The organism is Microbulbifer maximicatervae (SeqCode) (assembly GCF_052467815.1).
Window position 1 is genome coordinate 3,607,668 of record NZ_CP174326.1, and the last position, 20,120, is coordinate 3,627,787.

Annotated in this window: 18 protein-coding genes; 9 read left to right on the top strand and 9 right to left on the bottom strand. The window is 49.2% G+C overall.

The genetic code is table 11. The features are described 5' to 3' along the window. Nucleotides 1–35: 35 nt before the first annotated feature. The 4 genes from ACJJIW_RS15750 to gad all read left to right on the top strand — a co-directional run bounded on the left by ACJJIW_RS15750 (nucleotide 36) and on the right by gad (nucleotide 4,373). The gene (locus ACJJIW_RS15750; protein ID WP_413665487.1) at nucleotides 36–404 is read left to right on the top strand and encodes a SpoIIAA family protein; all 369 of its coding nucleotides are present in this window, start codon (nucleotides 36–38) and stop codon (nucleotides 402–404) included. A 36-nt stretch (nucleotides 405–440) separates the two neighbouring features. Continuing rightward, entirely contained in the window at nucleotides 441–1,244 is an 804-nt protein-coding gene (locus tag ACJJIW_RS15755) for a class I SAM-dependent methyltransferase (RefSeq protein ID WP_444935667.1), read from the top strand. Nucleotides 1,245–1,464: 220 nt separating this feature from the next. Then, complete coding sequence (locus ACJJIW_RS15760; RefSeq protein WP_444935668.1) at nucleotides 1,465–2,985, top strand: amino acid permease; 1,521 nt, start codon at nucleotides 1,465–1,467, stop codon at nucleotides 2,983–2,985. Between the two features lie 14 nt (nucleotides 2,986–2,999). Further along, nucleotides 3,000–4,373: a glutamate decarboxylase gene (gene gad, locus ACJJIW_RS15765; RefSeq protein WP_282933161.1), complete on the top strand. Its 1,374-nt coding sequence runs from the start codon at nucleotides 3,000–3,002 to the stop codon at nucleotides 4,371–4,373. 53 nt (nucleotides 4,374–4,426) lie between these two features. Here the strand turns inward: gad and ACJJIW_RS15770 are convergent, their stop codons facing one another. After that, on the bottom strand, nucleotides 4,427–5,995 hold the full coding sequence (locus ACJJIW_RS15770) for a multicopper oxidase family protein (RefSeq protein WP_444935669.1): 1,569 nt from the start codon (nucleotides 5,993–5,995) through the stop codon (nucleotides 4,427–4,429). 129 nt (nucleotides 5,996–6,124) lie between these two features. Beyond that, entirely contained in the window at nucleotides 6,125–6,811 is a 687-nt protein-coding gene (locus ACJJIW_RS15775; protein ID WP_444894124.1) for an alpha/beta fold hydrolase, read from the bottom strand. A gap of 354 nt (nucleotides 6,812–7,165) precedes the next feature. Between ACJJIW_RS15775 and ACJJIW_RS15780 the strand changes: the two genes are divergently transcribed. Then, on the top strand, nucleotides 7,166–7,915 hold the full coding sequence (locus tag ACJJIW_RS15780) for a sporulation protein (RefSeq protein WP_444935670.1): 750 nt from the start codon (nucleotides 7,166–7,168) through the stop codon (nucleotides 7,913–7,915). A 634-nt stretch (nucleotides 7,916–8,549) separates the two neighbouring features. Here the strand turns inward: ACJJIW_RS15780 and ACJJIW_RS15785 are convergent. Then, complete coding sequence (locus ACJJIW_RS15785) at nucleotides 8,550–8,909, bottom strand: winged helix-turn-helix transcriptional regulator (protein WP_444913539.1); 360 nt, start codon at nucleotides 8,907–8,909, stop codon at nucleotides 8,550–8,552. Nucleotides 8,910–9,019: 110 nt separating this feature from the next. Here ACJJIW_RS15785 and ACJJIW_RS15790 point away from each other — a divergent pair, with 110 nt between their 5' ends. Beyond that, nucleotides 9,020–9,430 (top strand): GFA family protein, encoded by a 411-nt coding sequence (locus tag ACJJIW_RS15790; RefSeq protein WP_444935671.1) that lies wholly within the window; start codon nucleotides 9,020–9,022, stop codon nucleotides 9,428–9,430. Nucleotides 9,431–9,843: 413 nt separating this feature from the next. On the opposite strand, the gene ACJJIW_RS15795 is transcribed toward ACJJIW_RS15790, so the two are convergent. Next, nucleotides 9,844–10,116: a winged helix-turn-helix transcriptional regulator gene (locus tag ACJJIW_RS15795; protein ID WP_444935672.1), complete on the bottom strand. Its 273-nt coding sequence runs from the start codon at nucleotides 10,114–10,116 to the stop codon at nucleotides 9,844–9,846. A 424-nt stretch (nucleotides 10,117–10,540) separates the two neighbouring features. On the opposite strand from ACJJIW_RS15795, the gene ACJJIW_RS15800 reads away from it, so the two are divergent. Further along, nucleotides 10,541–10,834 (top strand): YciI family protein, encoded by a 294-nt coding sequence (locus ACJJIW_RS15800; protein ID WP_413665500.1) that lies wholly within the window; start codon nucleotides 10,541–10,543, stop codon nucleotides 10,832–10,834. 54 nt (nucleotides 10,835–10,888) lie between these two features. On the opposite strand, the gene ACJJIW_RS15805 is transcribed toward ACJJIW_RS15800, so the two are convergent. Continuing rightward, entirely contained in the window at nucleotides 10,889–11,623 is a 735-nt protein-coding gene (locus ACJJIW_RS15805; RefSeq protein ID WP_444935673.1) for an SDR family oxidoreductase, read from the bottom strand. Nucleotides 11,624–11,731: 108 nt separating this feature from the next. Here ACJJIW_RS15805 and ACJJIW_RS15810 point away from each other — a divergent pair, with 108 nt between their 5' ends. Beyond that, complete coding sequence (locus tag ACJJIW_RS15810) at nucleotides 11,732–12,334, top strand: TetR/AcrR family transcriptional regulator (protein WP_444935674.1); 603 nt, start codon at nucleotides 11,732–11,734, stop codon at nucleotides 12,332–12,334. 49 nt (nucleotides 12,335–12,383) lie between these two features. On the opposite strand, the gene ACJJIW_RS15815 is transcribed toward ACJJIW_RS15810, so the two are convergent. Both ACJJIW_RS15815 and ACJJIW_RS15820 read right to left on the bottom strand, forming a co-directional pair. After that, nucleotides 12,384–12,932: a DUF934 domain-containing protein gene (locus ACJJIW_RS15815; RefSeq protein WP_444927588.1), complete on the bottom strand. Its 549-nt coding sequence runs from the start codon at nucleotides 12,930–12,932 to the stop codon at nucleotides 12,384–12,386. Next, complete coding sequence (locus ACJJIW_RS15820) at nucleotides 12,916–14,577, bottom strand: nitrite/sulfite reductase (RefSeq protein WP_444905527.1); 1,662 nt, start codon at nucleotides 14,575–14,577, stop codon at nucleotides 12,916–12,918. The genes ACJJIW_RS15815 and ACJJIW_RS15820 overlap by 17 nt, the downstream gene beginning before the upstream one ends. Nucleotides 14,578–15,004: 427 nt before the next feature. On the opposite strand from ACJJIW_RS15820, the gene ACJJIW_RS15825 reads away from it, so the two are divergent. Beyond that, nucleotides 15,005–15,820: a hypothetical protein gene (locus ACJJIW_RS15825; protein ID WP_444894119.1), complete on the top strand. Its 816-nt coding sequence runs from the start codon at nucleotides 15,005–15,007 to the stop codon at nucleotides 15,818–15,820. A gap of 369 nt (nucleotides 15,821–16,189) precedes the next feature. Here the strand turns inward: ACJJIW_RS15825 and ACJJIW_RS15830 are convergent, their stop codons facing one another. Together ACJJIW_RS15830 and metH are read right to left on the bottom strand one after the other, a co-directional pair. Beyond that, nucleotides 16,190–16,408, bottom strand: coding sequence for a DUF2970 domain-containing protein (locus ACJJIW_RS15830; RefSeq protein ID WP_282933148.1), 219 nt, complete (start codon nucleotides 16,406–16,408; stop codon nucleotides 16,190–16,192). Nucleotides 16,409–16,412: 4 nt separating this feature from the next. Beyond that, complete coding sequence (metH, locus tag ACJJIW_RS15835; protein WP_282933147.1) at nucleotides 16,413–20,108, bottom strand: methionine synthase; 3,696 nt, start codon at nucleotides 20,106–20,108, stop codon at nucleotides 16,413–16,415. Nucleotides 20,109–20,120 lie beyond the last annotated feature (12 nt).

A 20,120-nucleotide genomic window follows, 5' to 3' on the forward strand; every position in this document is an offset into this window, starting at 1 on the left:
CGCTCAGAAGTGTGGCCCTGCCGCATTCTCAAAATATGATTGAGCATATCTGGCATCAGGGTGATCGAATACTCGAAGTTAGACCAGTTGGGAAGTTAACCGTTGAGGACTTCCAGTTGCTAGCCGCGCAAGTTGATCCGATCATCAGCAAGCGGGGACGTATAGAAGGGTTGCTAGTCAATGCGGGAGATTTTGCTGGCTGGGAGAGCTTCGTCGCAATGATCTCTCATTTCCGCTTTATTCGAGAGCATCAACGGCATATCCGCCGGATAGCCGTGGTTACCGATAATCCTATCCTCCGCTTTATGCCCAACCTTGCCTGTCACTTCATCAGTGCTGAGGTGCGTCCCTTTCCCGAAGAGGAGTCCGCTCAAGCTCTGGAATGGTTACAAAAACCGGGTTAGCATCGCCTCCCTTTTTCAATGTTACCTGGAGGGCAGGTGAGTCCATCGTTGGCTATTGTCGCTGCGGCGCCAGAATATGTTTCCGCAGCGGAAGAACTATCCGCTCAGTTAGATTACCCCCTCCTTGGAGCTATTTCTCCTGCTGATGTGGTCGACTTTCCCCAAGTGTTGTGTCTCGGAGAGCAACTGCAGTTATGTGCGACCGGGCGTAAAGCAGCCGGGCCAGTATGGGTGGACTTTGTTTCTGGAACACTTGCTCATCGCCGCAAGTATGGCGGCGGTAAAGCTCAACCAGTAGCAAAAGCTGTTGGTCTGCGTTCTGGCTTCCATCCCAAAGTCCTCGATGCCACCGCTGGTTTGGGTAGAGATGCTTTTGTTCTGGCGGCGCTGGGATGTGAGGTGCAGATGCTGGAGCGCAACCCGGTTGTTTTCCAATTGCTGAAAGATGGAATACGCCGGCTGCGACAGGCGTCTATCGGGGATATTGAGTTGGCTGCAATTTCTGAGCGAATGAGCTTGGTGGATTGCTGTACGGCGGCGTCAGAGTGGCTCGCGCTGCAATCGGAGGAATCCATCCCTGTTATTTATCTGGATCCGATGTTCCCTGCGCGGGGGAAAGCTGCCAAGGTCAAAAAGGAAATGGCTGCCTTCCATCATTTGGTTGGGATTGATGAGGATGCGGATAGCTTATTGAGCCCTGCCTTGGCGGCCTGCTACTACCGCACAGTAGTTAAGCGCCCTAAGCTTGCCCCCTATTTGGCTGATATGAAGCCCAACCTTTCCTTGGAGGGGAAATCCGGCCGCTTCGATATCTACACCAAACATGGGGTTCCAGGCTAACTGCCATATACCGCTGCCCTGGCCGATTTCTCCTTGGGTGAAAGATGGTGTGGGCACCGACTTGCTATGAATTCTATGTTTCCATAAGTCCGTTGCTAAAAGGGCGGCTTATGCCTTGGTAGAGGCACCTCTGTTATCCCATCTATCCCGCAGACTCCCACGATAGGCTTTGCTTCTTTGTACTGCCGCAAAAATATTGCACTCCAGGGAGGTCCCATCAGTGCGACCAAAAGGGAGCAGTGCATCGAGCACCCCGGATATTGCCAACAGAAAGATGTTTTCTGTGGCTGCTCTCGGGCTCCTAACTGCCGCAACGGTTGTTACCAGCTTGCGTACCCTGCCGATGATGGCGCAAGAAGAGCTGACGATGTTTTTCTATATCGGCTTTGCGGCATTGCTGTTCTTGATTCCTGCAGGGCTGGTGTCGGCAGAACTTGGCAGCGCCTTTTCAGAGCGCACTGGGGGTGTCTATACCTGGGTTGGTGAGGCTTTTACCCCGAAGGTGGGTTTTGTCGCTATATGGTTGCAGTGGATCGAGTGCATTGTCTGGTATCCCACGGAGTTGGGTTTTGCCGCTGCGGCGGTGGCTTACGCGGTGGGCGATAATACCATCGCCCAGAATACCTACTATATCGGTGGGTTTTGTATTCTTGCCTATTTGCTAGCGACACTGATTGCCCTTACCGGAACCCGCTTTCTGGTAAAAGTGGCACAGTTTGGATTTCTGGTGGGTATTGTATTTCCGTGCTTGGTTCTAGTTGTTCTGGCTGTGTGGTGGGTGGTGAGTGGTAATCCTATTGGCTGGGAGACCTTGACCGACCCGGAAGTAGCAGTGCGTCGGGATGGTTATGATCACCCGCGCTGGTTTCCCCATATTAACGGTTTGGGGGCGATTGCTTTTCTCGGGGGTATTTTACTTGCCTTTGCTGGAGTGGAAGCACAGGCCACGCATGTGTCGGAACTACGTGATACCCGTCGAGGATATCCAGCTGTAATTGCCATCGCCGCCATTATTTCCATCCTGGTGTTCACTCTCGGCGCACTCTCTATTGCTGCAATTTTGCCCTATAAAGAGATATCTGTAGAAACTGGCTTATTTACAGCTTACGAAAGAGCTTTTGGGCAGCTACTTGGGATTCAATGGCCCGTGCAAGCACTTTCCTGGCTAATTGGCTATGGTGCACTAAGTGGTGCCTTGGCATGGTTGGCTGGCCCCAGTCGAGGGCTGCTGGCTACGGCCCAGGATGGGATGTTGCCGCCCTGGTTTCAGCGAGAAAACCGGGTGGGTGTACAAAAAAATATTCTCCTCGCACAGTTTGTAGTGGTAGCGGCAATCTCGTCCATTTACATTTTAATGGATAATGTATCTACAGCTTTTGTTTTAATTTCAGTGATGGCTATTAGCTTATATATCATTATGTACATAATGATGTTTGCTGCGATTATTCGATTGCGGATCACGCAACCAGACTTACCCAGAAGTTTTCGTATCCCGGGAGGGCTGCCAGGGGTTTGTATTGTTGCTGGAATAGGCTTAATTTCCGTTGTTTTTGCCTTGGTAGTTTCATTTTTCCCGCCAGAACAGCTCACGATAAAAAACCCTGTAACTTATGTGGCTCTCAACCTGGGTGGAATTGCTATAGCGATCACCGTTCCCTTGTTAATTTTCTATTTTCACAATCCCTCCTGGCGGGGGGAGGGTGGCCATCAACAGCAGTCATTTTCTGATATTGATGAGTGAGCCGGAGGTAGGTAGTGAAAGAGCAATCTCCATTTGACAGGTTCTTTGACGAATACAATGAAGATATTCCAGAAAAGCATTTTCCCCGGTGTAGTATTTCAGCAGAGGCTGCCGAGGCTATTGTAACCAGTGAAACCTGGGCTGATGCAAAGCCTGCGATGAACTTATCTTCGTTTGTCACAACTTTTACTGAGTCAGAAGCATTTGAGGTCGCTAAGAAACATTATCTGAAGAACTATATTGATCACGACATGTATCCACAGCTGTTCGCGATGGAAGCGCGAATGGTTGGCTGGTTACACAACCTTTGGAATGGACCTGAGGGAGTAGAGCCATACGGCGCAGCAACCATAGGCTCGTCAGAGGCCTGCATGTTGGCTGGTTTGGCGCACAAGTGGAATTGGCGTAAGAAGAGGCAGCAAACCGGCAAAGACGGCTCAAAACCTAACCTGGTTACCGGAGCCAATGTGCAGATTGTTTGGGAAAAATTTATGCGGTACTTCGATGTGGAGCCGCGCATAGCACCGTTAAGGCCTGGTCATTACCGCTTTACCAGTAAACACCTGGATGAATTGGTCGATGAGAATACCATCGCTGTTGTTGCTATCGCCGGGCAAACCTTTACCGGTGAGGATGATGCATTTAGGGCGATTCAAAACTGGTTGGATAAGTATGAAGAGAGAACAGGGCACGATATCCCTATGCATATTGATGGGGCGTCGGGAGGGTTTGTTAATCCATTTCTCTACCCGAACTATAAATGGGATTTTCGCTTGCCAAGAGTGAAATCTATCAATGCTTCCGGGCACAAGTTTGGCTTGGTGCCGCCGGGATTGGGGTGGATAATTTTTCGTGAAAGAGCAGTTTTTGATGAAGACTTGATGTTTTATGTTAATTACCTGGGTGGGGAGATGCCTACAGCCACATTGAACTTCAGCCGAAATGCATCACCGGTTGCCTACCAGTATTACAACTTTATACGTTTAGGCTATGAGGGTTACAGGCAGATTATGCAGCACACCTTGGAAAATGCGCAGACTCTTCGTCAACTTCTGGTGGCCAGTGGGTACTTTGAAATAATGAATAAAACCCAGAGAATCCCGGTTGTTGCCATGACCCTGAATAAAAAATATAAGAATTTTAATGAATATGATATATCCAATAAAGTACGTGAGCGGGGATGGGTTCTTTCTGCCTATTCGATGCCGCCAAACGCTCAGTCTGTAAACTCTCTGAGAATTGTTGTTCGCCCTCATCTCAATCAGAATGCAATCAGTGGCCTTGCAAAGGATATTATCCATGCTTGCGATTGGCTGAGTAAGCATTGTGGTAATGCAACTCCGCCCAAGTTGCATGACCCGCAAAAAGTAGCCCCCAGTAAGTGTTAATTCTTACGGGACTTTAACGATCCTTGCATTCAATGACTGGGTAGATAAGTGGGCTATTTTGGAATCTCAGAGGTATCTTTGACAACCCTAACATGCTGCATCATGCCCCCATCCTCATGATAAAGTAAGTGGCAATGCAGAGGATACTTCCCGGTAAAATCCTTGAAACGAGTACGGAATTTGACATGTCCATGGGGCGGTACTTGAAAGGTGTCGCACCAAAACGGTAGTTTGAGTGTGTGGTGCATGGGGTCTTCTCCAACCACCTCGATAACATAATACGGATTAACATGAATATGGATTGGGTGGGGGAATTCACTTTCATTAACCAAGGTCCACTCCTCTACTGCATCAAGTTCTACGTAATGATTAACCACTTCACATCCTTCGAATGGTGAATGGTCAATACTGACATTCAGCCCGCGATAATATTTTTGGGGGTCATCAAGCGTGTTGGCCTGGAAAGTGAGTCGACGTGTATTGGTGATCTCATCATCTGTAATAGGTTTCAGTAAGTCCACTTTAAAACTGCTGGGGAAGGGTGGGGGCGCACATCGAGCGGGTGGTTTGCTGGGAGCATAGATTGCCGTTCCGATTTCCTCTCCCTGGGCAATAGCGATAACAAAAAGTGGACTGTTGTTATGGTACTTATAATGCGGCATTTGTTGGAACTCAATCGCATTATTGTAAATGTAAAAATGAGCTCCCGGAGTGGCGGCTTCACTGATTTTTAAGAAAAGGGAGGCTCGATTAGCGGGGCCCAGGCTTACTCCGTCTTGTAGGCGGTAGTCATCAGTAGGGTTTCCATCAAACCCGTAGATGTACATTTGCGCGAACCAAGGGCAATCGATGTCTATCGATGTGCGAGTGGTAGCATTGAGAAGTCTCAGATTGAGAAGCTCACCCACCGTTGCATGAATGATAGGGCAGTATTGTCCGTTAACGGTTATACAGTATTCACTATCTGGGAACTTAGCGACCTGGTGTTGATCCTCTACTTTTCCGTGCTCATCTACGGCAATATTCTGGAAGACAAGAATATGTTCCTTAACTCCCATTGCCTCAAGTTCATCATCAAATTCATCCCTTACGATTAGGGCACCTGCCATCCCGCTGCCGACTTGTATAGCGACAGAGCCGTGCTTATGGGGGTGGTACCAGTAGAGTCCTGGGGGTTGGTCCTTGGGGATGTCATATTCGTAGGTATAACTTTCCCCTGGTTTGATCTTCATGCAGACATTGTCGGCCGGAGATTCTGGGGAGACGTGGAGCCCGTGAGTATGCAAGTTGTAGGTATTGAACTCATGGGGGAAGTTTATTGTAGCGGGTGTATTGAGGGGGTCTTCCTCTGGCAGCAGGTTGTTTGTCTGGATAGTAAGGTGGCTATCAGCGCGAATTTCAATGGTAGGGCCTGTCAGTGTGAAACCTGCTTCTTGAGTGATTGATGATGAAAATACACGGGTCCAGGTTGGTGTGTCATGGGTTTTGTAAAAACTGAAAATGTTATTCTTTTCGTACTGTACATCAAGTTTAAGTTCTAATTTTCTATTTTCTTTATCCATTGAGTAAGCGGGCGGATTTTTTATGGGTTCTAGAAAGGAAATATGCTCTCTATTGCTCACTGTTAACTCCGAGGATTTTGTGGGAAGCAAGATTGGTAAGGGGTAGTTAATGAACGAATAACAGTTTAGATTCTAAGGTAGGATTATTTGTGGATTTGCTTGCCATATAATCGTTAATTGAAAGGCAAGTTAGGGTTGTAGTAATCCTTCTGCAAAATTCATAACTATTCGCGCGACTTTATTGGGGTGTGCTTGAGCAATAAAGTGTCCACCAGGAATATCAATGACATTGAGGTTGATGTATATCGCAGATATATCGGTGACAGCTTTTTTCCTGATAAGTCGATCTCTATCCGGGCGGATATAGATGGCAGGGATTTCCAATTTTTGGGATGGTTTGGAGATAGAGGCGATATTATGAAGCCTTTGCTTTAGTTTGCCTCTGTTGGTATTTAGTAGGGCGTTATAGGTGCTGTCAATGAGTATGTCACTGCCTTTGCCATTGAAACCAAAGAAATTTAGTGTGATTTTGGTTAAAGATGGGCAGTCTATAAGCGAGATTGGAGCTAGTTGTGCTGCCTTGGATAGCAGCGAAGGAGAGGTTATAAAGCTAGCTATAAAGGTAATGCCTAAAATTTTTTCGGGAGCTAAAAGGGATAGCTCATATGCAACGCTTCCTGAATAGGATTCAGCAATAATGTAAGTCTTCTCATTGAGATAGCTCTTGGCGATTGATTGAGCTTGAGTCGGGTAAGTATCTCCTGGAAGTTCAGAAAGGCAGAGGGTTTCACTTGTCCACTGTTTTGGTAGTGCCTTAATTAAATCTGAAAATAGTGCTCCAGTTCCATCGAGTCCTGGTAGTAGTAAAACCCGCAAATCTAAAATTCCTATTTTAGTAGTCTTGCACATTACATATTAACATGAGCTTCTAAAATTTCCTTTTGTTCAGGCTTCTATAACCGAACATCTTATGAAGTGTTCATGCCGGCCAGGTATAGTATGGCAATACCTAAAAATTATATGTTTCGATGATCTGCTAAGAAGCAGATGCCAAAGCTCCACAGGTGAATCGGAAGGAAAGGGGCCCCTTGGGCTACAAACTGGTGTGTTCCATTAAAAGTTTAGTATCTACGGCTAAAGTTATGGTCGTTTATGCCTACAAAGACCGTGAAGTAGCTCGGAGTTTATGATATGAAGGTTAGCGATAACGAGTGAATTAGGTTTTTGACTATGTCTGTGTTTCAAAAATTGAAAGCATCAATAGGTATCGGTGCTGCAAAAGTAGATACTGTTTTACAGAACCCTGAGCAGGTTCAGGGTGGGGTAATTGAAGGGGCTATCCATATCATTGGGGGGGATGTCGACCAGCAGGTGGATGCTATAAGTTTGAAGCTCTGCACTGAGATCAAGGTGGAGACCGATGAAGGGGTAAGTTATGAGCGTTTTGTATTGAGCGAGATGCATGTACAAGACCCATTTGTTATCGGCGCTGGCGACAGCCAGGAAGTTCCATTCGAGATGGAACTGCATGAAGAGACACCGGTAACAGTTTTGAATGCACGTAAAAATAAAAGTTTCGTGTGGCTGGAAACCTCTCTGGATATTGATTTTGCGCTGGGCCCAAAAGATAGGGACCCATTGCAAATTAGGCCCTTGCCAGTCGTGGAAAAAGTGCTCTCTATGATTGAGGAAAGTGGCTTCAAGATGGTAAAAGCAGATGTTGAAAAGGGACATCTGCGCGGAAGAAATTTTGCCTCCCAGTCCGGCTGTTATCAGGAAATAGAATTTAAGAGCAGTGGTTTGTTGACTTCTAAAGAGGTTGAACTCTCCTTTATCGTTGAAGGTGAGCAGGTACACTGCTTGGCAGAAATTGATCGTAGATTCGGACTGCGCGGCGATGAATATCATTCGTTTTCATTAGCGCATGATGCGAGTGATAATGAGGTTGTCGCAGCAGTTCAGTCTATTTTGCCTCTATAGGCTGGGCTGATCTACAGAGCCTGGTGGCACTGAGCTGCCGGGCCCTTGAGCTCGATTTGTATAGCCTCCATTATCTCTCTAGTGGGCCCCTTCTAATCTCCAGCTAACGTATTAGAGCGATACCTTAACGTAAATGGCTTCAAGAGCTGGCTCCGGGCATGCCAAAGAGTGCCCGCCAACCCCCTTGAGGAATTGGCTCTGAAGGGGCTAGGTAAGTGGCTTCAGGGGTTGATTTCGCAGCTTTGAGAATCCGGCCTTGTCCACTATGTTTATAGTGAATTTAAACCTCCCAGGTTTTGAAAACTGACCCCAGAGCTCATGGTGTAACATGTGAGCCACCTGGAGGGACACTATAAATCGGGGGATTTGCTTTTTGGGAAGCGAAAGTGTTCCAGTTAAAACAGTATACTCTTAAAACAATTGCCGCCAGGTTCGTTAGTGATCCAGGAGGATTTCTTAATGAGATTGGGGGGGAGAAACATAACAATCAGAGTCAACATCATGAACCTCTGGTTATTTATGGAAAATACAATTATGCAATTGCGAAGTATAAATGCATAAAAGTTGTTGTTATCTCCAAATTGTCTGTCTCGGGTTTGCGGTATTGTTACGCTTCTGGCCCTGAATCAAGGGGTTAGGTTTCCATGAACCACTTCGGGGGAATCCACGAGCCTTCAAAATATGTATTTCCCCATTTGGCGATTGCCTGAAGAATCGGTAAGACATCCTTGCCTTTCTGTGTTAGCAGGTACTTATATCGCTTAGGCTTTGATTGATATTGTTCCCTCACCAACATTCCCTCTGCTTCTAGCATTTTTAATCTTTCTGCTAGTCTATTGGTTGGTATTTTCTCTGGTGAGTCAGCTAGCTCGCTATAGGTCTCTTTACCACACAGTAAGTCTCTTAGAATAACTAATGTCCATTTATCGCCGAATACGTCCAGTCCGTTCACGATAGGGCATCCCGAACGCATAAATTGATTATCAGGACTCATGCTCACACTCTTACTGCCAGAAAATCAAATACTAGCCTAGTTACTTGCGAAGTTGAAGTTATTGATTTAGGCTAAGGTTACTTCAACTTCGTAAGTAACAGGGGAAATTTATGTCCAAAATATCTGGAGAATGCCTGTGCGGTTATATTAGTTATTCTTGCTCTGAAGAGCCGGTAATGGCGGGGCATTGCCAATGTACAGATTGTCAGAAAATTAGTGGGGCTGGACACATCGCTAACATTGCTATTCCTCGCGGAAGCTTAACCATTAGTGGCGATCTTGCATTTCATGAGAAGCAGACAGATAGCGGCAATACAGTAAGGAGAGGTTTTTGCCCTCGCTGCGGTTCGCATATTTATGCGGAAAATAGCGGTATGCTGCAGTTTGAATTTATCCGCGCTGGAAGTCTTCATGACCTGGAGCAATTCAACCCGACAATGGTGGTATATGCTGGTAGTGGTGCATCTTGGGACTATATGGACCCGGAATTACAAAAATTTGAAAAAATGCCAGAAATGTGACCTTAACAATCAAAAGTAGGGGATGCAGCGCATAGCTGTTTTTGGGTTAAGGAAACTTCTGAAAATCACATTTCTCTCAATTTATCTCCCTGCAATCCCCATGACTCGCTGCTTACGGGTACAAAAAAGTAACTCATAAGAGTGCCCTTGAGAGCAGTGGTTTGTTGACTTCTAAAGAGATTGAATCCTCTTTTACCCTTGATGGTGAGCAGGTGCATTGTTTGGCAGAATTATTCGTAGATTTGATTTGCGCGGCGATTGATATTATTCGTTTTCGCTAGCGCACGATGCGAGTGATAATGAGACTGACCCATCGGTTCAGTCCATTTTGTCGCGATAATTGACTTGCCTCCAAGAACCCAGCGGCATCTAGGCTGGAAGGCTCTTGGGTTTTGGCTTTTACAGAGTGTCTATTAGGCCTTGAGGGATTCCTCCCAGTTATTAGCCCATTCCCTCAGCGGATCAAGGGTTTCCATTAACGAAACTCCCAGATCTGTCAGTTGATATCCATTCGTACACTTATTAATTAATTTAGCTTCGCTCAACTGTTTGATTCTTGTATTTAGTACCGAAGGGGACATGGCATCACACTGGGCTTGGAGTTCCCTGAAGCTCCGGGGTGTGTTCCTCAGTTCCCACAGTATTCCCATATTCCATTTTCGCCCGAGCAGATCGAATACAGCCATAATGGCTATACCGCTAGTCGAGCCTCTGAACAGTTTTTACATCTTCTAAAGATGAGTTCACATTAACAGTTTTAAGAGTGAGCACAAAGAGGGAGTGCCATCGCAATAATCCCCATACGTTTTGAGGGGGATACCATAAGCCTGGAAGGCAGATGAAGCTCTTCAGGCCACATGTAACTTGATTAATCTGAAGTATCGTCTATTTAGCACTATTGCCTAAAGAAAGGTACTTGATGGCACCATTAAATTAAATGATGCCCGATCATCAATCTCCGATGGTTTCCATTTAAGCTACTACTTGGGGATTATCCTCTATCGCCAAGGTGGAAAGATTTGCTATCTATTAGATTGGTGGAGGCTATTTCTGCAAGCTTAAAGTGGTGTAAAGAGTTGATATATAGCCCCTAAGGAGGGGGGAGATGTTATGTTTTTAGTGAACTTGAATTTCCCGGATCTTAAAAAACTGACCCCAGAGTTAATGGCGGAGCATGTGAGCTACCTGGAGGGGCACTATAAATCGGGAGACCTGCTTTTTGGGGGAGCGAAAGAGCCTAGAACTGGCGCGATAATTATTTCACGTCACCCCTCTGAGGAGGTGCTGAGAAAGGTTCTGGAAGAAGACCCTTTTACAAAACATGGGGCGTCGACTTTTACGATCACTGAATTTGTACCCGTTATGGCTTCAGAGGAATTTTCCAGCCTCTTGAAAGAACCCTAGACCGGGTTCCTTCGAGGCTTGTGTTACTTCTTACTCAGACAATCTTCGGCCGTTTTATTCGCTAAGGTCTGCGGTGATCACCGAATCAGAGAAGCTCTGATAAGCGGCTTCAAAAGTCTGCGACATGGCATCCGGGAAGAGGTGAAAATCCCCATTTTTTAGCGCGCCAACAATTTCCTCAGCCACTGCACCGGGGGATTCTCCGTCCTCCAGCCCAGCCTGTTTGGCCATATCTGTTTTGATGGGGCCGGGGTGAACACTCAATACTTGTACGCCTCGCTCCTGAAGCGTTTCTCGAAGTGCCTGGGTAATTGCGTAGCTGGCGGCTTTGGATGCGGAATAGGTGCTAACGTGTGGGAAGGTACGCAAGGATACTACCGAATTCATTTGTACCAGGGCGCCTTTGCTCTTTTCCAAATGGGGGGTGAATGCTTTGGCTACACGGACAAGCCCAAAGGTATTCACTTCCAGTTCCTGCTTAAGAGAGTCCTCTACATGGTCGCTAAGCGGGTCTGCGGGCGCAAGTACCCCGGCATTGTTCACCAGAATATCCAATTCCTGAATCGCCTTTGCTGCCGCCCCTACACTTTGGGCTTTTGCCACATCGAGTTCCAATGTGATTACTTTGTCGCCATATTTTTCTGTCAGTTCTGTCGTTGTCTCCGGGTTGCGAACGGCCAGATAGACTTTTTTTGCGCCACCGTCGAGAAAGCGCTCGACAATTGCCTTGCCAATTCCGCGGTTTGCTCCAGTTACAAGGGCAGTTTTTCCTTCGATTGAAATGCTCAATTTCGTTCTCCTGTGAAGGGTTGATCAATATTGTACCGATCGGTAAGGTTTGAGCTAAGTCTTACCGATCGGTACAATATTGTCAAAACAATTTTTGGGAGATTGCCAATGGCGGGTCGCAAGCCGGAGTTTGATAAGGCGCATGCGCTGGAATCAGCAACGAAAGTCTTTTGGAAAAAGGGCTATGTGGGCGCCTCAATGGCCGACCTGACCAAGGCTATGGGGATTAATAAGCCAAGTCTGTATTCTTCCTTTGGCAATAAAGAGAAACTGTTTGTTCTTTCATTGGGGCAATACCTGGATAGATATGCCAAAGATCGTATGCAGTTCCTGACGGAAGAGGGAGTGCCGTTGCGGCAGCGATTGCATAGTTATTTGCTGGCTACCGTTAAAGGTCAGGCCGGGGAGGGAACCCCGAGGGGTTGTTATCTGGCGTTTGGATTATCGGAAACTGCCGGTGACGCTTTGCCTTCTGATGCCATTGACGCTTTAAAAGCTGCTGACGCAGAAGCGGTAAAGCAACTGGTTGACTTGTTTCGTTCTGATAAAGAGTCCCAGGCTATAGGGCTGGATCGACGTGCCGAGGAGTGCGCTATGTACCTGATTACCCTGCTGCATGGCACAGCATCGGTATTGCGATCCGGGCGAGAACTCAAGGAGGTGGAACCCTCTTTGGAGTTTGCACTTAATGGATTGGGGCTGGAGGCGTGATGGAAGTGGAAATTTAGACCTCTGAGTATTCAGAGGTCTAAATTGAGCTTTAGAAGCGGCGACGGAACATGGGCAGCGGTTGGTCGACCCCTGTTTGGTAGCTATCGCCAAAATCGCTCATCGAGTCTTTAAGGCTTGCCAGAGGCTGCTCGCCTTCAAATGCGTAGGCATTGAAGCCGCAGCGCTGTAAATAGGTCAGCTGGTCTCGCATAAACCCGCCTACTGCGCGTAACTCTCCGGTAAAGCTGTAGCGCTCGCGCAGCATACGGCCGGCGGTAAAGCCCCGACCGTCGGCAAATGCTGGGAAGTGCACGGCAATTACCGGCAATTTGGCAGCTTCTTCCGCAATCTGCTCGGCACCTTCTTCACTGTCCAGCCAAACACCGACTTCGTCACTGCGGGATGACAGCGCATCGCGATGCGCCAGCCACTGTCGCAGTGGCAGGATAATTTTGCCGGAGGGCAGGGTGCTTGGGTCCAACTCCTCTCCCGCTTCCAGTTGGGGTACCAGCTGCCATTCGTTGGTCTTTACTTCACCATCGATGATCAGTTCTGCGGGGTTGCCCGGCTGTGGGCCCAGTTTAGCTGGCTTTGGCATAAACTCTCTCCTTGAAGGGCTGAAGGCCGATGCGGTTGTAGGTGTCGATAAAGGGCTCTTCCGTTTGGCGCTGCTCGACATAGAGGTCGAGGATTTTGCTGATCACGTCTGGCACTTCAGCGCGGGAGAAACTGGGGCCCAATACTTTGGCCAGGCTGGCCTCGTTGGATGCACTGCCGCCCAGCTGAATCTGGTAGAACTCTTCCCCTTTTTTGTCGACGCCGAGGATGCCGATATGTCCCACGTGGTGGTGGCCACAGGCATTCATGCAGCCAGAGATATTGAGGTTGAGATCACCCAGGTCGTACAGGTAGTCCATATCGTCAAAGCGACGCTGGATGGCTTCGGCTACCGGGATGGACTTGGCGTTGGCAAGTGAGCAGTAGTCACCGCCGGGGCAGCAAATCATATCGGTCAGGGTGCCGATATTCGGTGTGGCGAAGCCGTGCTTGCGGGCCTGTTGCCAGAGTTCAAACAGTTTGTCCTGCTCGACGTCTGCGAGTACCACATTCTGGTCGTGAGTTACCCGAGCTTCACCAAAGCTAAAAGTATCGGCGAGATCGGCAATAGCCTCTAATTGGGCATCGGTTACATCACCTGGGGGTACACCAGTGGGTTTGGTGGACAACTTAATCGCGCGATAACCGGGTACCCGGTGCGGGTAGGTGTTGCGTTCAAGCCAGCGGGCAAAGGCTTTGTCGCTGTCAGCTTGTTGTTGCAGTGCAGCTTCAGCAGCTGATCCGTCAAACTCGCGATATTCCGGGGCTGTGAAGAAGGATTTAGCCCAATCCAATGCTTCCTGGGTTAACTTTTCAGCGCCGTCTTTAATATGTTGCCACTCTTCTTCCACGCGGCGGCCGAACTCTTCAGGGCCGAGGGCCTTGACCAGAATTTTAATGCGCGCTTTGTACTTGTTGTCGCGACGACCCAGCTGGTTGTAAACGCGGACAATCGCTTCAAGGTAGGAGAGCAGGTCTTCTTCCGGCAGGAAGTCGCGGATGGTCTCGGCAATAACCGGTGTGCGGCCCTGACCGCCACCTACCAATACCTGGAAGCCAATCTCTTCACCGCGCTTAACGATCTGTACACCGATATCGTGTACGCGGATGGCGGCGCGGTCCTGTTCTGAACCACTGACGGCAATCTTGAACTTGCGCGGCAAGAAAGCGAATTCCGGATGGAATGTAGACCACTGGCGAATCAGCTCGCAGTAGGGGCGCGGGTCCGCAATCTCGTCGAGCGCAATGCCGGCGTAGGGGTCCGAGGTGGTATTTCGGATACAGTTGCCGCTGGTTTGTACCGCGTGCATTTCCACTTCCGCCAGTTCATCGAGAATAGCGGGTACATCTTCCAGCTGCGGCCAGTTGTACTGGAGGTTCTGGCGCGTAGTGAAGTGGGCGTAGCCTTTATCGTAGTCGCGGCTTACGCGAGCGAGACGGCGTAACTGGGCACTGTTGAGCAGGCCGTAGGGAACGGCAATACGCAACATGGGGGCCAGTCGTTGAATATAGAGGCCATTTTGCAGGCGCAGCGGCAGGAATTGCTCCTCGCTCAACTCGCCGGCAAGGTAACGTTCCGTTTGGCCGCGGAACTGGGCTACGCGATCGTTGATGATGGCGCGGTCCCGGTCGTCGTATCGATACATAACAGCTTGATTCCATTGCCTTTGTGCGCTGATGGTGGAGAAAGGGGCAGGCCCCGGACGATTCTCCGCTGGCGCATAACATACCAGCGCTCTTATGCAATAAATAACAATATTTTCCGCTATATCTGTAACTAACAGTTATAAGAGGTGGATGGTCCCTTCTATTCTTGTTAGCTGCTAAGTATTGGTGAAGCGCTGGCGGCTTGGTGGTAAAGGATTTCAGCCCGCTTTTACTGTAACTCAGTCAGTTGAGTGTAGCGACGTTGCCGGTGAGCTGATGTAACAAAACAAATTCGGGTAGGTGTGAATTGGTACCATCTTTCAGATTATAAGCGGTGATATAAAGTGCGGATGATCAGTCACATTTTGAAATTCTTGTAGATGAGTCGGTGGCTGAGTGCTTTTAGCAGTTAAAAAGGGCAATAAGATGGCTAAAGATATCCTTGCAGCGATGATTGAATTTGATGATTCATCAAAGTTCATGGGCGTAAGTAACGCTAACTTCAGTGTATTTGAAGGGGCAGTAGTTCGTGCCAAGGCCATGATGCAGGACTACCCTGACGATAAATATATCAAGATGCTGGTTGCGCCAGAGTATTATTTTTCAGGATATTCTTCTAAAGCAGTAACCAATCATATTGACTCTTTGAGCAAAAGCTCCAAGAGCGACATCTATTCCGGCTTACGCAGGGTTTCTCGTCAATACCCGAATATTTTGATTGTTGCAGGGACAATTGCTTATACAAAAGGAGGGGGTTGCTGTTTTTCTTCAGCCTCTTACTTGAGCATTGCTCCTATTCTGGCTGGTGGTAATTTCTTACTGAAAAAATATAAAGTTGGCAATGACCAGTATCAAACTGCTGATGCTTTTGCGACTAAGCAAAGTGACAGTACCTTCACTTACAAGGGCTTAACGTTTGGCATTGATATCTGTCTCGACCACAATAATAAAATCCTAAAGAAATCATTGGATGGAAAGTCTGTAGATGTCCATATACTGATCTCTGATGGCTCAAGTCCCACTCCCAACTCCCTGGCAACTAATAAAAATGGTGGCGGGGCCGTGGTATTTTGCAATATGAGGAGCATTAACAAGGGCAAAGGTGTGAATGGAATCATGTCAGTGTCCCCAAACAAGTTTGGCAACCTGAATGTCAATGTTGACAGTCGTACACAAGTCGCTAAAACGGGGCAGACCCTTGCTGGAGGGTTTCATATTGCCCTGTATTCTGGTCAGGCTTAATAGGTTAATTGGATGGGTATACTTGTTGCGAGGTTCCACCTTGCAACTGGTGGCTTGATTTGCTCTACTTGAGTTGTCGCTACTTGCGACTCAACTACTTTAAATAACAATAAAAGAATGGTCGGAGAGATTCGATGAATGATGAAGTAGCTGTAGTTTCTGAAGACGATAATGTAGTAGATGCGATTGCCGCTGTAGCACTGGTCGCAATTTTCGTAGCCACCTGTGTTTTTTGGGTGGCCACACGCTAGTTATTTCTGGCCTGGAGCCGTGCAGTCCCAGGCGGTCTTAATTGGTATTTAGCAGCAATAAAATAGATAGTATTTTGTTTATTTTATTGCTGCTTATGTAATAAAAATCTGGGTGCTCTCAGCCCATATTACTGAGAACTATTTTCACAATAAGTGCCAATCCGATTACAAATACGGCGGTAAAAACAACGCCGGCAATAACGTACGTCATAATACTGCCGCTTTGAAAATCCCTTTCGCGGTTTTTATCACTCTGCACGCCAATTGCGGCGGCCAGGGTACTGACTACCACCTGGCCAAAATTGGGCTTTTTCGCTTTCTTATTATTATCTTCCACGGGCTCACTCCTCGAGGTTGGGACGTAGCCAGCGCTCCAATTCCGGTTCGCTGACCCCTTTTCGTTTAGCCAGGCTTTGCAGCTGATCCCTGCCGATCTTGCCCACATTGAAGTACTTTGCCTGGGGGTGGGCGAAGTACCAACCGCTCACCGCAGCTGCGGGCATCATGGCAAAGTGCTCGGTAAGGCTGACGCCTGCATTTTGCTCCGCTTGTAGCAATTTGAACAGGGTAGCTTTTTCCGAATGATCGGGGCAGGCGGGATAGCCCGGGGCTGGGCGGATGCCCTGGTAGGCTTCCTTGATCAGCTCCTCATTGCTCAGAGTTTCGTCTTCGGCATAGCCCCAATATTCTTTTCGCACCAAACGGTGCAGTGTCTCAGCAAAGGACTCTGCCATACGGTCTGCCAGGGCCTTTACCATAATGGCGTTGTAATCGTCGTGCTTGGCTTCGTAGGTGTCTGCCAACTCGTCTGCGCCGATGCCAGTGGTAACCGCGAAGCCGCCCACATAGTCTATTTGGCCGGACTCCAGCGGCGCGACGAAATCTGCCAGGGAGCGGCACAGGCCATCGCCTCCGCGTTTCTGTACCTGTTGGCGCATATGGTGAAGGCGAGCCAGCTCCTCACTGCGGCTTTCATCCTTGTAGACGATGATATCGTCGCCGACGCTATTGGCGGGCCATAGGCCGAATACAGCCCGTGCGCGCAATAGCTTTTTATCGATAATCTCTTTTAACATGCGCTGGGCGTTGTCGTAGAGATCGGTAGCGGCTTCTCCCACAATTTCGTCTTCAAGGATTGCCGGGAATTTACCTGCCAAATCCCAGGAAATAAAGAAAGGCGTCCAGTCCATAGTGTCGAGCAGTTTCTCCAGAGGGAAATCGTCGATCACGGTAAGGCCCAGCTTGTTGGGTCGTGCTGGCTGGTAGTTTTTCCAATCAAATTCCGGGGCAGTATCCCGCGCTTCCTCGTAGGTTAAGCGGGTGTCATTGCGCTTGCGGTTGGCGGTGCGGGTGCGCACCTTGTCATACTCTGCCTGGATTTTTTCCACAAAGGCTGGGCGCAGCTCATTGGAAATCAGGCTGCTGGCCACGCCTACGGCGCGGGATGCATCGGCTACATACACCACCTGGTTGCGGTGGAATTGGGGATCAATTTTTACGGCGGTATGGGCTTTGGAGGTAGTGGCTCCGCCGATCAATAATGGGATATCAAACCCCTGGCGCTCCATCTCGGCGGCTACGTGAACCATTTCATCCAGGGATGGGGTGATCAGGCCGGACAGGCCGATAATGTCACACTCCTTTTCCTTTGCTGTTTGCAAAATGGTTTCCGCTGGCACCATCACGCCGAGGTCGATCACTTCATAGTTGTTGCAGGCCAGCACCACGCCCACAATATTTTTGCCAATATCGTGCACATCCCCTTTAACCGTGGCCATCAGGATGCGGCCGTTGGAGCGGCTGTCTTCGGTTTTTTCCGCCTCAATATAGGGTTGCAGGTAGGCTACCGCCTGTTTCATAACCCGGGCGGATTTCACTACCTGGGGCAAGAACATTTTCCCTTCGCCAAACAGGTCGCCGACGATATTCATACCGTCCATCAGTGGACCTTCGATCACATCCAGTGGGCGTGAGGAACTTGCACGGGCCTCTTCGGTATCTTCCTCGATATAGTTGTTAATGCCTTTCACAAGGGAGTGTGCCAAGCGTTCCTTCACGGGCAATTGGCGCCAGCTCAGGTCCTCTTTGCGCGCGGCTCCACTGCCATCCCCCTGGTATTTGGGGGCAATGTCCAACAGGGCTTCAGTGGCATCTGGGCTGCGGTTGAGGATCACATCCTCAACTTTTTCCCGCAGCTCCTGTGGGAGTTCGTCGTAAACGGCCAGCTGTCCGGCGTTCACGATACCCATATTCAGGCCGGCTTTAATAGCGTGAAACAGGAATACTGAATGAATGGCTTCACGTACCGGATTGTTGCCCCGGAAAGAGAAGGAAACATTGGAGACGCCGCCACTGATCTGGGCACCGGGCAGGTTTGTGCGAATCCAGCGGCACGCCTCGATAAAGTCCACCGCGTAATTATTGTGTTCCTCAATACCGGTGGCGACAGCAAAAATATTCGGGTCGAAAATAATATCGGTGGGATCGAAGCCGACTTCATCGACCAGCACATCGTAGCTGCGTTTGCAGATCTCAATTTTGCGCTCGAAAGTATCCGCCTGGCCATCTTCATCAAAAGCCATCACCACCACAGCTGCACCGTAGCGCAGGCACAGTTGAGCCTTTTCGATAAACTCCTCTTTGCCTTCCTTGAGGCTGATAGAGTTCACAATGGGCTTGCCCTGGATACATTGCAGGCCGGCCTCGATCACCTCCCACTTGGAGGAGTCCACCATAAATGGCACCTTGGCGATATCCGGTTCGGTAGCGGCAAGGTTGAGGAAGCGGCGCATAGCGGCGAGTGCATCCAGCATCGCCTCATCCATATTGAAGTCGATTACCTGCGCCCCATCTTCCACCTGGGCGGCAGCCACTTGCAGGGCGGTGTCGTAGTCCTCTTCAAGGATCAGGCGCTTAAATCGGGCGGAGCCAGTGACGTTGCAACGCTCGCCCACATTGACGAATAAGGCGTTTTCATCGGCGACAAATGGCTCCAGTCCGGACAGGCGCAGAGCAGGTTTTATTTCCGGCTGCTGTCGTGGGGGTATATCGGCCACTGCATCGGCAATTGCACGAATATGACCGGGGGTGGTGCCACAACAGCCGCCGAGGATATTAATAAATCCGCTGCGGGCAAATTCCGCTACGATTGCGGCGGTCTGCTCAGGGGTTTCGTCGTATTCGCCAAACTCATTGGGCAATCCCGCGTTGGGGTGGGCGGAGACATTAGAGGTACAGGCGCTCGATAAGGCTTCCACATAAGGGCGCAATTCGGTGGCGCCCAGGGCACAGTTGAGCCCCACAGAAATTGGCTTTGCGTGGGCAACGGAATAGTAGAAAGCTTCGGTCGTTTGGCCGGAAAGGGTGCGGCCAGAGGCATCGGTAATGGTGCCGGAAATCATAATTGGCAGTTCGAAACCCAGCTCCTCAAAGAGCTGCTGCATGGCATAGATAGCGGCCTTGGCATTGAGGGTGTCAAAAATGGTTTCGATTAAGATCAGGTCGCTGCCGCCTTCGACCAAAGCACGGCCCGCTTCTACATAGTTTTCTACCAGTTCATCGAAAGTGACATTGCGTGCCCCTGGATCATTGACGTCTGGTGAAATACTGGCAGTGCGGGAAGTGGGGCCGATGACCCCGGCTACCCAGCGCGGGCGCTCTGGGGTAGAGAGTGCATCTGCTGCACGGCGCGCGATCTCTGCGGAGGCCCGGTTGATCTCTACCACCAGGTGTTCCATATCGTAATCAGATTGGGACAGCTGGGTTGCGTTAAAAGTATTGGTTTCGATAATGTCCGCGCCCGCCTCAAGGTACTCCCGGTGAATCTTTTCGATCAGCTCCGGGCGGGTCAGGCTGAGCAGGTCGTTATTGCCTTTCAAGTCGCGTGGGAAGTCGGCGAAGCGCTCACCCCGGTAATCGGCCTCTTCCAGCTTCTCCCTCTGGATCATCGTCCCCATAGCGCCATCCAGGATCAGGATACGCTGCGCAAGCGCGGCATTAATTTGCTCGAGACGTTGGTCGCGGGACTGCTGGGACATTTACCAATCCTT

Coding starts and splice junctions, on each gene's coding strand:
- metH (WP_282933147.1), bottom strand. CDS start 20,108: ATGTCCCAGCAGTCCCGCGACCAACGTCTCGAGCAAATTAATGCCGCG.
- ACJJIW_RS15795 (WP_444935672.1), bottom strand. CDS start 10,116: ATGGCTGTATTCGATCTGCTCGGGCGAAAATGGAATATGGGAATACTG.
- ACJJIW_RS15825 (WP_444894119.1), top strand. CDS start 15,005: ATGGCTAAAGATATCCTTGCAGCGATGATTGAATTTGATGATTCATCA.
- ACJJIW_RS15750 (WP_413665487.1), top strand. CDS start 36: ATGATTGAGCATATCTGGCATCAGGGTGATCGAATACTCGAAGTTAGA.
- ACJJIW_RS15800 (WP_413665500.1), top strand. CDS start 10,541: ATGTTTTTAGTGAACTTGAATTTCCCGGATCTTAAAAAACTGACCCCA.
- ACJJIW_RS15810 (WP_444935674.1), top strand. CDS start 11,732: ATGGCGGGTCGCAAGCCGGAGTTTGATAAGGCGCATGCGCTGGAATCA.
- ACJJIW_RS15820 (WP_444905527.1), bottom strand. CDS start 14,577: ATGTATCGATACGACGACCGGGACCGCGCCATCATCAACGATCGCGTA.
- ACJJIW_RS15780 (WP_444935670.1), top strand. CDS start 7,166: ATGTCTGTGTTTCAAAAATTGAAAGCATCAATAGGTATCGGTGCTGCA.
- ACJJIW_RS15815 (WP_444927588.1), bottom strand. CDS start 12,932: ATGCCAAAGCCAGCTAAACTGGGCCCACAGCCGGGCAACCCCGCAGAA.
- ACJJIW_RS15790 (WP_444935671.1), top strand. CDS start 9,020: ATGTCCAAAATATCTGGAGAATGCCTGTGCGGTTATATTAGTTATTCT.
- ACJJIW_RS15785 (WP_444913539.1), bottom strand. CDS start 8,909: ATGAGTCCTGATAATCAATTTATGCGTTCGGGATGCCCTATCGTGAAC.